The organism is Sinorhizobium fredii (assembly GCF_002944405.1).
Lineage (GTDB): Bacteria > Pseudomonadota > Alphaproteobacteria > Rhizobiales > Rhizobiaceae > Sinorhizobium > Sinorhizobium fredii_C.
In genome coordinates this window covers 3,795,589-3,810,288 of the sequence record NZ_CP024307.1, presented here as the reverse complement: position 1 = coordinate 3,810,288, position 14,700 = coordinate 3,795,589, and the positions used below count along the sequence as shown (strand labels likewise).

Genomic DNA, 14,700 nt, shown 5'->3' with positions numbered 1-14,700 from the left:
AAGGTTAGACCGATGAACATCATCCAGCAGCTGGAAGCCGAACAGGCCGCCAAGATCGCCGCCAAGCGCACCCTTCCCGATTTTTCCGCCGGCGACACCGTCCGCGTCAACGTCCGCGTCGTCGAAGGCAACCGTACCCGCGTCCAGGCCTATGAAGGCGTCTGCATCGCCCGCTCCGGCGGCGGCCTCAACGAGAGCTTCACGGTTCGCAAGATTTCCTACGGCGAAGGCGTCGAGCGCGTATTCCCGGTTTACTCGCCGCTCGTCGAGAGCGTCGAAGTGGTCCGCCGCGGTAAGGTCCGCCGCGCCAAGCTCTACTACCTGCGCGATCGTCGCGGCAAGTCGGCTCGTATCGTCGAGAACACCGGCACGCGCGCCCGCAAGCTGAACGAAGCCGAGCGCCAGGCAGTCGCCGACGAGAAGGCACGCATCGAGGCCGAGAAGGTCGCAGCCGCCCAGGCGCTCGCCGCCGAAAAAGCAGCCGCCGAAGCGGCGGAAGCAAAGGCAGCCGAAGAGGCAAAGGCAGCCGAAGCGGCCGCAGAATAAGATTTCGACTCTTCGGAGTTATTCGCAAAGGCGGCCTCCCGGCCGCCTTTCTTTTTTAGCACTATCTGCTTGTCTTCCCGGCGAAATTCGTGACATTTTCGGTCGCCACAATTTTCGGGAGTTCCTCCAATGACAATCCGCCGCCACGTGCTCGCGGGCATCGCCGCTGCCCTCGCCGTTCCCTTCGCATTCTCCGCGTCCGCCGTCGCGAGCGGCCTGCCCGACCTTGGCGGCCAAACGGTCGTCGTCGTTACCGAGAACGCCTATCCGCCGCTGCAGTTCGTCGATCCGAAGTCGGGCCAGGCGGTCGGCTGGGAATATGACGCGATGAACGAGATCGCCAAGCGGCTGAACTTCAGGGTAGAATATCAGAACACCAGCTGGGATGCGATGATCCAATCGGTATCCGACGGCCAGTATCAGATCGGCATGACCGGCATCACCATCAAGGACGACCGCAAGGAGAAGGTCGACTTCTCCGATCCCTATATGCGCTCGCAGCAGTTCATGCTGGTGCGCGCCGACGAGGCGCGCTTCAAGGACGCCAAGAGCTTCGCCGCGGTCGAGGACGCGCTGATCGGCGCCCAGCCCGGCACCTCGCCCTTCTACACCGCCGTCTATGAAATTCTCGACGGCAACGAGCAGAACCCGCGCATCAAGCTGTTCGAGACCTTCGGTGCGACGGTCCAGGCGCTGAAGGCCGGCGACGTCGATCTGGTGCTGACCGACAGCGTCGCGGCGAAAGGCTATGTCGACGCCTCCGAAGGCACGCTCAAGGTGGTCGGCGAGCCCCTCGGCACCGAGGATTTCGGCTTCATCTTCCCGAAGGGATCCGATCTCGTCCAGCCGGTCAACGCCGCAATCAAGGCGCTGAAAGAGGACGGCACCTTCGACGCGCTCAACAAGAAGTGGTTCCTCGACTACAAGATGGGCGGCTGATCGCTACTGCATGATTCCCTAAATCGGAATCGATTTGAGGACAAAATCATGCAGCATTTCAAAGTACTACAGCGACCTTAGCGCGTCCTATTGGACGCGCGGCGCTGTGGAGCGGGATGAGGAAAAGTGCATGCGGTTTTCCGCTCGCATCCCGCGTCTCAACTATGGAATCACGATGGCGCCGGTCAGTTCATCCGCTTCCGAGAAGGGCGACTATCCCTGGTGGCTGGTCGCCCTACTTGTAATCGCCGTGGCGCTCGCCGCGGTGATCGCCGCCAATGACATCTTCGCTCAGGTCTTCGCGGTCGTCCTGAAAGGTCTCGGCGTCACCGTCTTCGTAACCCTGGTCGGCTTCGCGCTCGCGACCATGCTCGGCCTCGGCGTGGCGCTGATGGCGCTTTCCGAGCACGCGGCACTGCGCCAGGCGGCGCGCTTCTACACGGAAGTCATTCGCGGCGTGCCGATCCTCGTCCTGCTCTTCTATATCGCCTTCGTCGGTGCGCCGGCGCTGGTGACAGCCGTCAATTTCCTGGCGACGCCGCTCGTCAAGGCGGGCGTCATGGAGCCGCTCGTCGTGCGCGACGTTTCGCTGATGTGGCGGGCGATCATCGCGCTGATGATCGGCTATTCCGCCTTCATCGCCGAGGTCTTCCGCGCCGGCATCCTTTCCGTCGACAAGGGGCAGGTGGAGGCGGCCAAGGCGCTCGGCCTGACGCGCTACCAGCGCTTCCGGCTCGTCGTCCTCCCTCAGGCGATCCGCGTCATCCTGCCGCCGCTCGGCAACGACTTCGTGGCGATGGTCAAGGACTCCTCACTCGTCTCGGTGCTCGGCGTCGCCGACATCACCCAGATGGGCAAGGTCTACGCCTCGGGCTCGTTCCGCTTCTTCGAGACCTATTCGATCGTCGCCTATGTCTATCTCATCCTGACGATCGGTCTGTCGCTGGCGCTTCGGGGGCTCGAGCGGCGGCTGAGAAGGGCAGAGGCGCGGTAGGGCGCGTTCCCCTCGCAAGGCCCCTCCCCAACCCCCCACAAGGGGGAGGGGCTCCGATGCCGCGCCCAAACCTCCCTTCTGCACCGCTGCAGCCGCCTCTTGCGCCGAGGTGATCGAAGAGGGTGCCGCGCGCGCCAAGCCCCTCCCCCTTGTGGGGAGGGGTTGGGGAGGGCTCTGACCGTCAACTGCCTGCCATCTCGCCAATTGCCGAACAGTCGAAAAATTGATATGAGCACCGGCCATGGAATCCAAGTTCGGATGTCGCGCCCAGAAAATCGTCGTGCTGCAGGACCACAAGCGTCTGCCGGCACGGTTCTTTGCGCATGTCTGCGGCGCTCTGACGAGCCGCCTATCCTGATCGCCTGACCAGCGTTGTTTCCGGCAGAATCGCCGCCGGCTTTTCCGTATTTTAAAATTCGATGGATATCTCGCCATGAGCGCACCGCGTACCCTCTATGACAAGATCTGGGACGATCATCTGGTCAATCAACAGGATGACGGCACCTGTCTGCTCTACATCGACCGTCACCTCGTGCACGAGGTGACGAGTCCGCAGGCCTTCGAAGGACTGCGCATGGCCGGCCGCAAGGTCCGGGCGCCGGAAAAGACGCTGGCCGTCGTCGACCATAACGTGCCGACCTCGCCGGACCGCCATCTCGGCATCAAGAACGAGGAAAGCCGAATCCAGGTCGAGGCGCTTGCCAAGAACGCCGCCGATTTCGGCGTCGAATATTATTCGGAGAACGACAAGCGCCAGGGCATCGTCCATATCGTCGGACCCGAGCAGGGCTTCACGCTGCCGGGCATGACGATCGTCTGCGGCGACAGCCACACCTCGACGCATGGCGCCTTCGGTGCTTTGGCGCACGGCATCGGCACGTCGGAAGTGGAGCACGTGCTGGCCACCCAGACGCTGATCCAGAAGAAGGCGAAGAACATGCTGGTGCGCGTCGACGGGCAGTTGCCGCCCGGCGTCACCGCCAAGGACATCATCCTCGCCATCATCGGCGAGATCGGCACCGCCGGCGGCACCGGCCACGTCATTGAATTCGCCGGCGAGGCGATCCGTTCGCTGTCGATGGAAGGCCGCATGACGGTCTGCAACATGACGATCGAAGGCGGCGCCCGCGCCGGCCTGATCGCGCCGGACGAGACGACCTTCGCCTATATCAAGGACAAGCCGCGCGCGCCGAAGGGCAAGGCCTGGGACATGGCGCTCGACTACTGGAAGACGCTGCACACCGACGAGGGCGCCCATTACGACCGGGTCGTCGTGCTCGACGCGGCCAACTTGCCGCCGATCGTCTCCTGGGGCTCCTCTCCGGAAGACGTCATCTCGGTCCAGGGCGCCGTTCCGAATCCGGACGACATCCAGGACGAGACCAAGCGCGCTTCCAAATGGCGGGCGCTCGACTATATGGGCCTGAAGCCGGGCACGAAGATCACCGACATCGCCATCGACCGGGTGTTCATCGGCTCCTGCACAAACGGTCGCATCGAGGACCTGCGCGCCGTTGCCAAGGTCGTCGAAGGTCGCAAGGTCGCCCCGACCGTTTCGGCGATGATCGTGCCGGGCTCGGGCCTCGTCAAGGAACAGGCGGAGGCCGAGGGTCTCGACAGGATCTTCAAGGAGGCCGGCTTCGACTGGCGCGAACCGGGCTGCTCGATGTGCCTGGCGATGAACGACGACCGGCTGAAGCCGGGCGAGCGCTGCGCCTCGACCTCGAACCGCAACTTCGAGGGCCGCCAGGGCTTCAAGGGCCGCACCCATCTTGTCTCCCCCGCAATGGCCGCCGCCGCCGCGGTGGCGGGCCATTTCGTCGATATCCGCGAGTGGAAATAAGCCGGTTCGAACTTTTCCGGCAATTTGGCCGCCCTCTCGAGGGCGGCCTTTTTCATTGAGCGTCACAAGAAGCTTCCGCGGGCAGACAAGTGGCGTCAACGGTGCCACAATGGCCGCGTTCCACCTGACCCGCGAAGAACCTCATGGCTGATCACGACAAGACCGCCGCACGGCGCCTGATGCTGCTCCGCCATGCGAAATCCGCCTGGCCCGAAGGCGTGGCCGACCATCGCCGGCCGCTCGCCGGGCGCGGGCGAAAGGCTGCCCCGGTGATTGGCGCCTATATGGCCGAGCAGGGCCTCGTGCCGGATCTGGCGCTTGTTTCCACGGCGCGACGCGCCCAGGAGACCTGGGAACTGGTGGCCGAGGCGTTGCCGGCCAGCGTCGACTCCCGTGACGCCGTCGGGATCTACGAGGTCGCGGCCAAAGCCATTCTCGGCGTGATACGGGGCGTGGAGCCGTCGGTGCGCAGCCTCCTCCTCGTCGGGCACAATCCAGGCATGGAGGAGCTTGCACTGCTCCTTGCCGGCGAGGGCGAGGCGCTGCCGCGCCTGCGTGAAAAATTTCCCACGGCCGCCCTCGCGGTCATCGATTTCGATGCCGGGCAATGGTCGGAGATCGAGCCCAGCAGCGGCCGCCTCGTCCGGTTCGTGACGCCGCGCATGCTCAAGCAGAAGCAATGACGGTCTTCGCGGCTATGCCACCCGGACAGCCGTTCCCCGGCGCATATGCCTCAGCAGCCGCTTCATCGCCGGCAAGCTGACGGCGATGCAGCCTTGCGTCGGCTCATAACCGGGGCGAATGAGATGAAAGAAGATCGCCGAGCCGGCTTGTCGCCGCCTGGACGAGATGTTCCAATCCATGACGAGGCAGATGTCGTATAGTCCGTCATCGCGCATCATCGCCTCGTGGCTTGCGGCAAACGGTGCCCTGACGGGGCGGTTGTAGGAGGCGTGGCCCGGCGCGTCGCACCAGAGCATGTCGCGGCGGGTCCTGCGGATCGGCAGCCGTGTCGGCGGCAGGGACACGCGGTCCCGGCGCGCGAACCCGCCGATCAGCCTCATCGTCGCCCGCGGCGTTGCGCCATCGCCTTCCCGCTTCATGGCCGTGAGGCCGCTTCGCCCGATCGCCGCCTGCTCGGTCTTTCCGTCGAAGCTCAGAAGCGCGCGGCGGCGATCGCGCGGCGCAGTGCGCACCACAATGGTGGATTTCCCCGATCTTACTCCCGACGTTTTCTTGCGCATTATTCTCACAAATTCTTGCTTTGCCCGTGAGCTCGCGGCCACCCTAAGCACGGTTCCAAGGCGACAAGATTGCGCGGCCGCCGCGCTTTGCCAAGGGCGGCATTTGAGCTAGTTTGAAATTCAGGAAGCAACAGGAACTGTCCCATGGCGACGCGCACTATCCTCCTTGTCGACGATGACAATGACCTGCGTGAGACGTTGATAGAGCAGCTCTCTCTTTACGAGGAGTTCGACCTCCTGCAGGAAGCGACCGCCGGCAAGGGTATCCAGACGGCGCGCGCCCGCCAGGTGGACCTGTTGATCATGGATGTCGGCTTGCCGGACATGGACGGCCGCGAGGCGGTGAAGCTGTTGCGCAAGAGCGGGTTCAAGGCGCCGATCATCATGCTGACCGGTCACGATACCGATTCGGACACGATCCTCGGGCTCGAGGCCGGCGCCAACGACTATGTCACCAAGCCCTTCCGTTTCGCCGTGCTGCTGGCCCGTATCCGCGCCCAGCTGCGCCAGCATGAGCAGAGCGAGGACGCTACCTTCAGCGTCGGTCCCTACACGTTCAAGCCGAGCCAAAAATTGCTGACGTTGGATAACGGCCAGAAGATCCGGCTGACCGAGAAGGAGGCGGCGATCATCCGCTACCTTTACCGGGCCGACCAGAAGGTGGTGACCCGCGACGTCCTGCTCGAGGAGGTCTGGGGCTATAATTCCGGCGTGACGACCCACACGCTCGAGACGCATGTCTACCGGCTGCGCCAGAAAATTGAACGCGACCCTTCCAATGCCGAGATTTTGGTGACAGAGAACGGCGGCTACAAGATCGTTCCGTAAGGCGGGATTTGCGGGTTTTCCCCTCCCCATCTTGCTCGTAGGTGAGTCAGGAGAATTGCTGCGTGACGCTCAATGACGACATCGCGCTTCTGTCCAACGTCTCGCTCTTCGCCGATATCGGCGACGACAAGCTTCGGCTGATCGCCTTCGGCGCCGAGCGTCGTCGCGTGGCGAAGGGCCACGAGCTCTTTCGCGAAGGGGCGCCGGCGGACTGCGCCTATGCGGTCGCCGCCGGGAGCTTTTCGCTCTCCAAGCTCAATGCCGAGGGCCGGCCGCAGCAGGTCGACAGCGTCGGCCGCGGCGCTCTGCTATCGGAACTGGCGCTGATCTCGATGGTCGAGCGCAAGTTCACCGCGACCGCGGACGAGGACAGCGAGGTGATCCGCATCAACCGGCCGCTTTTCCGCCGCATGCTGGAAGAATACCCGGAGGTGACGGCAATGGTCGAAGCCCGGATCCGCGACAATCTGCAGGCGATGATCCGCCGCGTCGAGGCGCTCGCCGGGCGTTTTGCCTAGTCGAAGATGCTTCCCAAGCGCGTGGCGATCTCAAAGCTCGAAATGTGCAATCACCGGCACATGGTCCGAGGGGCGCTCCCAGCCGCGTGCTTCCCGGAGGATGTCGACGCGCAGGAGTTTCGTCGCGAGATCGGCCGAGGACCAGATATGGTCGAGGCGGCGGCCGCGGTCGGCGGCGGCCCAGTCCTTGGCCCGGTAGCTCCACCAGGTGTAGAGCCTCTCGGGCGGCGGGGTGTGCTGGCGCATCAGGTCGACCCAGGCGCCGCCGGTCATGACGGTGGTGAGCCCGTCGGTTTCGACGGGCGTGTGGCTGACGATCTTCAGGAGCTGCTTGTGCGACCAGACGTCGTGCTCGAGCGGCGCGATGTTGAGGTCGCCGACCAGAATCGAGGAAATGCCCGCCTCGGCCTCGGCGTGCAACAGCTTCATCTCGTCGACAAAATCGAGCTTGTGGCCGAATTTCGGGTTGATGGTGCGATCCGGCTCGTCGCCGCCGGCCGGCACATAGAAATTGTGCAGGCGGATGGTCTTGCCGCCGGCCGCGAAGACGACGGAGAGATGGCGTGCATCGCCGACGCCGCAATAGTCGCGGCGATCGGTCAATTCGGTCAGCGGCAGGCGGGAAATGGTCGCAACGCCGTGATAGCCCTTCTGCCCGTGCATTTCGATGTAGTTGTAGCCGAGCTTCTTCAAAGGTGCGGACGGAAACTGATCGTCCGGGCACTTGGTCTCCTGCAGGCAGAGGATGTCGGGCTGCCAATTCACCAGCAGATGCTCCACGAGCGGCATGCGCAGGCGGACGGAGTTGATGTTCCACGTGGCGATGGAAAGCGGCATTCTCATTCCTCTGAATAGCGGGATGTCCGGCAGTACGGGCGTTTTAAGCAGGTCCGGGGCCAATCGACAAGCATGAAAAAGGCCGCCCGAAGGCGGCCCTGGAGTCCTGTCGCGGCCACGCCCCTATGGCTATTTGCCGCCCTTGTTGCGCACCTCGTCATAGGGAATGCGGAACACCTTGTCGTCCAGTGCGATGCCGGTCTGCACGTTGAAGATCATCACCGAGGTGTCTTTCTTCTGCGCGTCGGTGATCGTCCATTGCCTGAGATTGTAGGTCCGCGGGTCGAACATCATGGTGATGGTCGAGTCGCCGAAGATCGAGCGGTCGCCGAGCACGATGGTGATGAGGTCGGGTTCGACCCGGACGTCGCGCACCATGCGGCTGCGGAGATCGATCCGCTCGCTCAGAAGCAGATTGAGCGGCGTCTTCGACAAGGGATAGATGTCCCAGGTCTTCAGCTTCATATTGCCGATGACCACCGACCGTCCGTCGGCGATGACGCGCATCGGCGACGGCGCCTCGTAGTTGAAGCGGATGCGGCCGGGGCGGCGGATGTAGAACTTTCCGCCGGTCTGCTCGCCGCGCGGACCGAACTGGACGAATTCGCCCGCCATCGTCTTCACCGATGAAAAATGATCGGCGATCTTCTGGGCGACGGCGGGGGCCTGCGCCGAAGCGGGGGCCGCGTCCAGCGTCGTGCCGGCGATGCCTGCGAGCGCTGCCAGGCCGCAAACGAAGACGCGCCGCGAGATCGCCCGAGTGTCGCCGCCGCCGTTTCTTGTCTCTGTCATCGCAGTCTCCTTCATATCAGCGTCATTTGGAGCGCAAGTGGGGCGCCTTCAAGGCGTTATCTGCTGCCGCGGCGGCCCGCCTCTCAAATGACCGTTACCGGCCGGTCTTTCAGACTTACCGGCCCGTGATCTCCGCCTCGGTCGGCACCAGGATTTCGCGCTTGCCGGCATGGTTGGCCGGACCGATGATGCCTTCCTGCTCCATCCGCTCGATCAGCGATGCCGCCCTATTATAGCCGATGCCGAGGCGCCGCTGCACGTAGGAGGTCGAGGCCTTGCCGTCACGCAGCACGATCGCCACCGCCTGGTCGTAGGGGTCCTCGGAATCGGCAAGGTTCGAGGTGCCGGCCGGTCCGCCGCCGTCGTTCTCCTCGTCGTCGTCCTCGGTGATCGCGTCGAGATATTGCGGCACCCCTTGCGTCTTCAGATAGGCGACCACCTCTTCCACTTCGGTGTCGGAGACGAAGGGGCCGTGGACGCGCTGGATGCGCCCCCCGCCGGCCATGTAGAGCATGTCGCCCTGGCCCAGCAGCTGCTCGGCACCCTGTTCGCCGAGAATAGTGCGGCTGTCGATCTTCGAGGTCACCTGGAAGGAGATGCGGGTCGGGAAGTTCGCCTTGATCGTGCCGGTGATGACGTCGACCGACGGGCGCTGCGTCGCCATGATGACGTGGATGCCGGCGGCGCGCGCCATCTGGGCGAGCCGCTGTACCGCCCCTTCGATGTCCTTGCCGGCGACCATCATCAGGTCGGCCATCTCGTCGATGATGACGACGATATAAGGCATCGGCGAAAGGTCGAATTCTTCGGTCTCATAGACGGCTTCGCCGGTCTGGCGGTCGAAGCCGGTCTGGACGGTGCGGGTGATCGCTTCGCCCTTCAACAGCGCCTGCTCGACGCGGGTGTTGAAGCCGTCGATGTTGCGGACGCCGATCTTCGACATCTTCTTGTAGCGCTCTTCCATCTCGCGCACGGTCCATTTGAGCGCGACGACGGCCTTTTTCGGGTCGGTGACGACCGGCGAGAGCAGATGCGGAATGCCGTCATAGACGGAAAGCTCGAGCATCTTCGGATCGATCATGATCAGCCGGCACTGGTCGGGGGTGAGCCGATAGAGCAGCGACAGGATCATCGTGTTGATTGCCACCGACTTGCCCGAGCCGGTGGTGCCGGCGACGAGCAGATGCGGCATCTTGGCGAGGTCGGCGACGACCGGTTCGCCGCCGATCGTCTTGCCGAGCGCCATGGCGAGCTTGGTCTTGGTGGTCTCGAAGTCGCGCGAGCCGATCAGCTCGCGCAGATAGACCATTTCGCGCCGCTGGTTCGGCAGTTCGATGCCGATGGCGTTGCGGCCCGGCACGACGGCGACGCGGGCGGCGATCGCGCTCATCGAGCGGGCGATGTCGTCGGCAAGGCCGATGACGCGCGACGACTTGATGCCGGGCGCCGGTTCGAGTTCGTAGAGGGTGACCACGGGGCCGGGGCGGACATGGATGATCTCGCCCTTGACGCCGAAATCCTCGAGCACGCCTTCGAGCATGCGGGCATTCTGTTCGAGCGCATCGGCCGAAAGCGAGGCGTCGCGCGCCACATTCTTCGGCTCGGCGAGGAAATGGATCGGCGGCAGCGCGAAGTCGCCGTCATCCTCGACGAAGGAGCGCTGGGCTTCCCGTTCGACGCGCTGTCCGCTCTTCGGCCGTGCCGGCGGCGGAGCGACCCGCGAGCCGCCTATCGCGACCATCGGCTTGGCGGGGGGCGGTCTCGGCGCCCAGTCGGCGGCAATATCGTCCTCGTCGTCCGGCAGGATGCCGGCGGGGCGGGGCTCGTCGATGTCGAAGGGCGGGTCGTCTTCGTCGGCGACGATCGGCGGCGGCGTGACGACGCGGCGTTCGGCACGCTCGAGCGACGGTTCGATGCGCGCGCCGCCCACCTGCGCCTTCGGCCGGACCGGCTCGTTGAGGGTGCCGAACTCGTCGTTGTTGAAATCATAGGGCTCGTCGTACTGGCGCTTGGCGCGGCTGGCGCTCATGCCGATGGCCCGCCGCAGCCGGGCCTGTGCCGTGAAGCGCATATGAGCGAGAGAACCCATCAGCAGGGTCAGCGGACCTTCGTCGTCCTCATCCTCGAGTTCTTCGCGGATAGTGCGCGCCTTGCTCGGAACGGGTTCGGGTGCCTGCTCCTCTTCCGCCTCGTCGCTGACGCCGATCAGGCCGGCGCTGAAGATCAGCGCCCAGGCCGCCGGCCCGGCGAAGAGGCAGGCGAGCACGGTCGCGAAGGTGCCGGTCGGGAAGGTGCCGGTGAAGAGCGCCGGGAAACGCAGGATCATGTCGCCGAAGACGCCGCCGAGGCCGTTCGGCAACGGCCAGGTGATCGGCGCCGGAACACAGCTCAAGGCGGCGCTTGCCAGCACCGAGCCGACGAACCAGAGGCAAAACCGCTTCACGACCTTGTCGAAGGGCTTGTTGCCGATGAGCACGAGTGCCCAGGCGACCGCCGGCAGCAGCGCCACGACGCTCGCCAGGCCGAAGAATTGCATGAAGATGTCGGCAAAGGCGGCGCCGCCATAGCCGAGCAGGTTGGTCGGCTCCTCCGAGGTGGCATAGGAGAAGCTCGGATCGGCAACGTTCCAGGTCGAAAGAGCGGCAACGGCGAGCGCCAGGGTGCCGAACAGCGCAAAACCCGCCAGCGACGCGGTCTGGCGCCAGAGGAAGGTGGTCAGCACGAACCGGTTGGTACGGCTGTCAAGCGTTGCGGGGTTGCTTCTGCTCATATTGCCTGCTGTCCGTTTCGATCCGCCGGAGCGCCACGCATTTTGCGAGTAACGGTGGGAACATTCCAGCCATTGATTGCAGAACATCCTTGCCCGACCCCAACCGGTTTCGGCGCAGAATGCTCCGGGCACATTGCGTGCCATGGAATCAACCTAAGCGTAGTAGGGTTAATGCGACATTAACCATGCGCGTGTGGCGCCGAATTACCGGTGGATAGGCCGGTCGAGGAACAAAAAAAGCCCGGATCGCGAGATCCGGGCGAAAGGCGATCCACGAAATATGCGGATCGCGACGGGACTTTTGGCGGCGCCGTTTTTTGCCGGCGCCGCAATCGAGCTTAGCTGGCGTGGTAGGCGGCCTCGCCGTGCGAGGAGAGGTCGAGGCCTTCGCGCTCCGCTTCGACCGAGACGCGCAGGCCGACGATCGCATCGACCACCTTGAAGAGGATGGCGGAACCGATACCGGACCAGACGACGGTGACGAGGACGCCCTTCAGCTGCGCCCAGACCTGCGTTGCCGTGCCGGCGTAGCCGGCGGCGAAGTCGGCGGTCGAATAGTCGACGATGCCTGCACCGCCGAGCGCCGGATTGACGAGGATGCCGGTTGCGATCGCACCGAGGATGCCGCCGACGCCGTGGATGCCGAAGACGTCGAGGCTGTCGTCATAGTGGAACTTGTTCTTCACCACGTCGACGAAGAAGTAGCAGACCGGCGAGACGGCGAGGCCGAGCACGATCGCGCCCATCGGGCCGGCAAAGCCGGCGGCCGGGGTCACCGCGACGAGACCGGCAACGGCACCCGAGGCGGCACCGAGCATCGAAGCCTTGCCGCGGACGAGCGTTTCGACGACGGCCCAGGAGATGATCGCAGCTGCGGTCGCCAGGAAGGTGTTGATCATGGCGAGGGCCGCGTAAGCATTGGCTTCGAGGTTCGAGCCGGCATTGAAGCCGAACCAGCCGACCCACAGCAGCGAGGCGCCGACCATAGTGAGCGTCATCGAATGCGGAGCCATGATCTCTTTCTTGTAGCCCGTGCGCTTGCCGAGCATGATCGCGCCGACGAGGCCCGCGATGCCGGCATTGATGTGGACGACGGTGCCGCCGGCGAAATCGATCGCGCCGAAGGAGAAGATCAGGCCGGTCGGGGCCGTATAGGCGCTCGGGCCGCCCCAGAACCAGACCATGTGGGCGACCGGGAAGTAGACGAAGGTGACCCACAGGATGACGAACAGCATGACGGCCGAGAACTTGATGCGCTCGGCGAAGGCGCCGACGATCAGCGCCGGGGTGATGCAGGCGAAGGTCATCTGGAAGACGACGAAGACGTATTCGGGGATGAAGACGCCCTTCGAGAAGCTTTCCGCAAGCGTCGTCGTGTCAACGCCGGCCAGGAACATTTTCGAGAAGCCGCCGATAAAGGAATTGAGCGAGCCGCCATCGGTGAAGGCCAGCGAATAGCCGTAGGTCACCCAGATGATCATCACGACGGCGGTGATCATCAGAACCTGCATCAGCACCGACAGCATGTTCTTGGCACGCACAAGACCGCCATAGAAGAGCGCGAGCCCGGGAATGGTCATCAGGAGGACGAGGATGGTCGACAGCAGCATCCAGGTGGTGTCGCCCTTGTCCGGAACCGGCGTTGCTGCAACGGCCTCGGCAGCGGCGGGCGCCGCCTCCTGGGCAAAGGCAACGACCGGCGCGAGCAAGGCGGCGGCGGTGGCGCCCACGCGTCGAAGAGAGGAGGAAAGGTAGAATGACATTGAGAAATGCTCCCTGATCGGCGCTGCTTACAACGCTTCTGAATCGGTTTCGCCGGTGCGGATGCGCACGGCGTGGTCAATCGAATAGACGAAGATCTTGCCGTCGCCGATCTGGCCGGTCTTGGCGGCCGAGGCGATCGCGTCGACGGCCTTGTCGACGATCTCCGACGGAACCGCGATCTCGATCTTCAGCTTCGGCAGGAAGCTCACCGCGTATTCGGTGCCACGGTAAATTTCGGTGTGCCCCTTCTGGCGGCCGTAACCCTTCACTTCGGTCACGGTCAAACCCTGGATGCCTACGGCGGTCAGGGCTTCGCGAACCTCATCGAGCTTGAACGGCTTGATAATGGCCATCACAATTTTCATCGGCTTCCCATCCTTGTCTGCCTCCGCGCGGGAGGCCGTCTCTCCTTGCTGCTTAAGCGCGTGAAGCGCTGGGCAACCGAAAAGTCACATTCAAGGGGCGTGCCAGATTCAATTCAGAGGCCGCAAACTCCGGAAAAGACACGAAAAAACCACGATTCCTGCGCCGACGATCGCGGAATGCTAAAAAAGCAGCCAATTGAAAAGCTGATAAAATAGGCAAAAGCCAAAAAATGGCTCAGAACTGGCTATTTTTTACTCAACTGCCTTTTTACGGATCAGGCCTTCCTGTGCCACCGAGGCGATCAGCACGCCGGAACGATCGAACAGGCTGCCGCGCGTCATGCCGCGTGCGCCGTGCGCGCTCGGGCTGTCCTGGGTATAGAGCAGCCAGTCGTCCATTTTGGAGGGCCGATGGAACCACATGGCATGGTCGAGGCTCGCGACCTGCAGCGTCCGGTCGAAGACCGAAGTGCCGTGCGCATAGAGCGAGGTATCGAGCAGCGTCATGTCGGAGAGATAGGCAAGCACGGCCGCCTGCAGATGCCGTTCGTCCGGCACCTGGCCGACGGCCTTCACCCAGACGTCCTGCCGCGGCGCGGCCTTGTCGCGTGAGAAGTAGTGCTCGAGCGAGGTCGGCCGGATCTCGATCGGCCGTGGCCGTTCCCAATAACGGCGGATCGCCTCCGGTGCGTGGACCAGGAATTTCTCCCGCAGCTCCTTTTCGCCCGGCAAGGTTTCCGGCATCGGCACGTCGGGCATGTCGAACTGATGGTCGAAACCGTCTTCGTCGAATTGGAAGGAGGCGGACATGGAGAAGATTGCCTTGCCGTGCTGGATCGCCACGACGCGGCGCGTCGCGAAGCTCGACCCGTCGCGGATGCGGTCCACCTCGTAGATGATCGGGACGGTGGGATCGCCGGGCCGCAGGAAATAGGCGTGCAGCGAATGCACGTAGCGGCCGGCATCCACGGTGCGTTGTGCGGCGACGAGCGCCTGGCCGATCACCTGTCCGCCGAACACTCGCTGCCAGCCGACCTGGGGGCTCAAGCCGCGGAACAGATTCACCTCGAGTTTCTCGAGATCGAGAATGGCGAGAAGCGCATCCATGGGGGTTTCGGTGGGGCGCGACATTTCGGCGGTCTCCTCTACAGCGCCGCGCGCCTTTTCAGACGCGCAAAGGCCGCTGTACACTTTGAGTTGCTGCGTGTCTTCTTAAATCGCCCCCGATTCAAGGAGACATGCGGCAGTAGGAACGGCGAT

General features: G+C 64.0%; 14 protein-coding genes. 7 read left to right on the top strand and 7 right to left on the bottom strand.

Annotated features, from left to right (window positions below; translation table 11 throughout):
- The first annotated feature begins 12 nt into the window (after positions 1-12).
- The 5 genes from rplS (at position 13) to NXT3_RS18680 (ending at position 5,005) form a co-directional block, all read left to right on the top strand.
- On the top strand, positions 13-546 hold the full coding sequence (gene rplS / locus NXT3_RS18710) for a 50S ribosomal protein L19 (RefSeq protein WP_064242464.1): 534 nt from the start codon (positions 13-15) through the stop codon (positions 544-546).
- A 129-nt stretch (positions 547-675) separates the two neighbouring features.
- Positions 676-1,485 (top strand): basic amino acid ABC transporter substrate-binding protein, encoded by an 810-nt coding sequence (locus NXT3_RS18705; protein ID WP_104839843.1) that lies wholly within the window; start codon positions 676-678, stop codon positions 1,483-1,485.
- A gap of 175 nt (positions 1,486-1,660) precedes the next feature.
- A complete protein-coding gene (locus tag NXT3_RS18700; protein WP_104840040.1) occupies positions 1,661-2,479 on the top strand; it encodes an amino acid ABC transporter permease in 819 nt (272 codons plus the stop codon).
- 433 nt (positions 2,480-2,912) lie between these two features.
- The gene (gene leuC / locus NXT3_RS18685; RefSeq protein WP_037418025.1) at positions 2,913-4,322 is read left to right on the top strand and encodes a 3-isopropylmalate dehydratase large subunit; all 1,410 of its coding nucleotides are present in this window, start codon (positions 2,913-2,915) and stop codon (positions 4,320-4,322) included.
- 143 nt (positions 4,323-4,465) lie between these two features.
- Complete coding sequence (locus NXT3_RS18680; RefSeq protein WP_104839842.1) at positions 4,466-5,005, top strand: SixA phosphatase family protein; 540 nt, start codon at positions 4,466-4,468, stop codon at positions 5,003-5,005.
- Positions 5,006-5,017: 12 nt separating this feature from the next.
- Here the strand turns inward: NXT3_RS18680 and NXT3_RS18675 are convergent, their stop codons facing one another.
- On the bottom strand, positions 5,018-5,566 hold the full coding sequence (locus tag NXT3_RS18675) for a L,D-transpeptidase family protein (protein ID WP_104839841.1): 549 nt from the start codon (positions 5,564-5,566) through the stop codon (positions 5,018-5,020).
- A gap of 144 nt (positions 5,567-5,710) precedes the next feature.
- Between NXT3_RS18675 and NXT3_RS18670 the strand changes: the two genes are divergently transcribed.
- Both NXT3_RS18670 and NXT3_RS18665 read left to right on the top strand, forming a co-directional pair.
- Positions 5,711-6,394: a response regulator transcription factor gene (locus NXT3_RS18670; protein WP_037390380.1), complete on the top strand. Its 684-nt coding sequence runs from the start codon at positions 5,711-5,713 to the stop codon at positions 6,392-6,394.
- 62 nt (positions 6,395-6,456) lie between these two features.
- A complete protein-coding gene (locus NXT3_RS18665; protein ID WP_037418017.1) occupies positions 6,457-6,912 on the top strand; it encodes a cyclic nucleotide-binding domain-containing protein in 456 nt (151 codons plus the stop codon).
- Between the two features lie 30 nt (positions 6,913-6,942).
- Here NXT3_RS18665 and NXT3_RS18660 read toward each other — a convergent pair whose 3' ends face one another.
- The 6 genes from NXT3_RS18660 to tesB form a co-directional block, all read right to left on the bottom strand.
- Entirely contained in the window at positions 6,943-7,749 is an 807-nt protein-coding gene (locus NXT3_RS18660; protein WP_037418014.1) for an exodeoxyribonuclease III, read from the bottom strand.
- A gap of 129 nt (positions 7,750-7,878) precedes the next feature.
- Positions 7,879-8,541, bottom strand: coding sequence for an outer membrane lipoprotein carrier protein LolA (locus NXT3_RS18655; protein ID WP_097526216.1), 663 nt, complete (start codon positions 8,539-8,541; stop codon positions 7,879-7,881).
- A 115-nt stretch (positions 8,542-8,656) separates the two neighbouring features.
- Positions 8,657-11,311: a DNA translocase FtsK gene (locus NXT3_RS18650; RefSeq protein WP_104839840.1), complete on the bottom strand. Its 2,655-nt coding sequence runs from the start codon at positions 11,309-11,311 to the stop codon at positions 8,657-8,659.
- 338 nt (positions 11,312-11,649) lie between these two features.
- Positions 11,650-13,074 carry an ammonium transporter gene (locus NXT3_RS18645; RefSeq protein ID WP_104839839.1) on the bottom strand — a complete coding sequence of 475 codons (1,425 nt, stop codon included), beginning with the start codon at positions 13,072-13,074 and terminating at the stop codon, positions 11,650-11,652.
- 27 nt (positions 13,075-13,101) lie between these two features.
- A complete protein-coding gene (locus NXT3_RS18640; protein ID WP_014766401.1) occupies positions 13,102-13,440 on the bottom strand; it encodes a P-II family nitrogen regulator in 339 nt (112 codons plus the stop codon).
- 252 nt (positions 13,441-13,692) lie between these two features.
- Positions 13,693-14,571, bottom strand: coding sequence for an acyl-CoA thioesterase II (tesB, locus tag NXT3_RS18635; RefSeq protein WP_037390388.1), 879 nt, complete (start codon positions 14,569-14,571; stop codon positions 13,693-13,695).
- Positions 14,572-14,700: the final 129 nt, after the last annotated feature.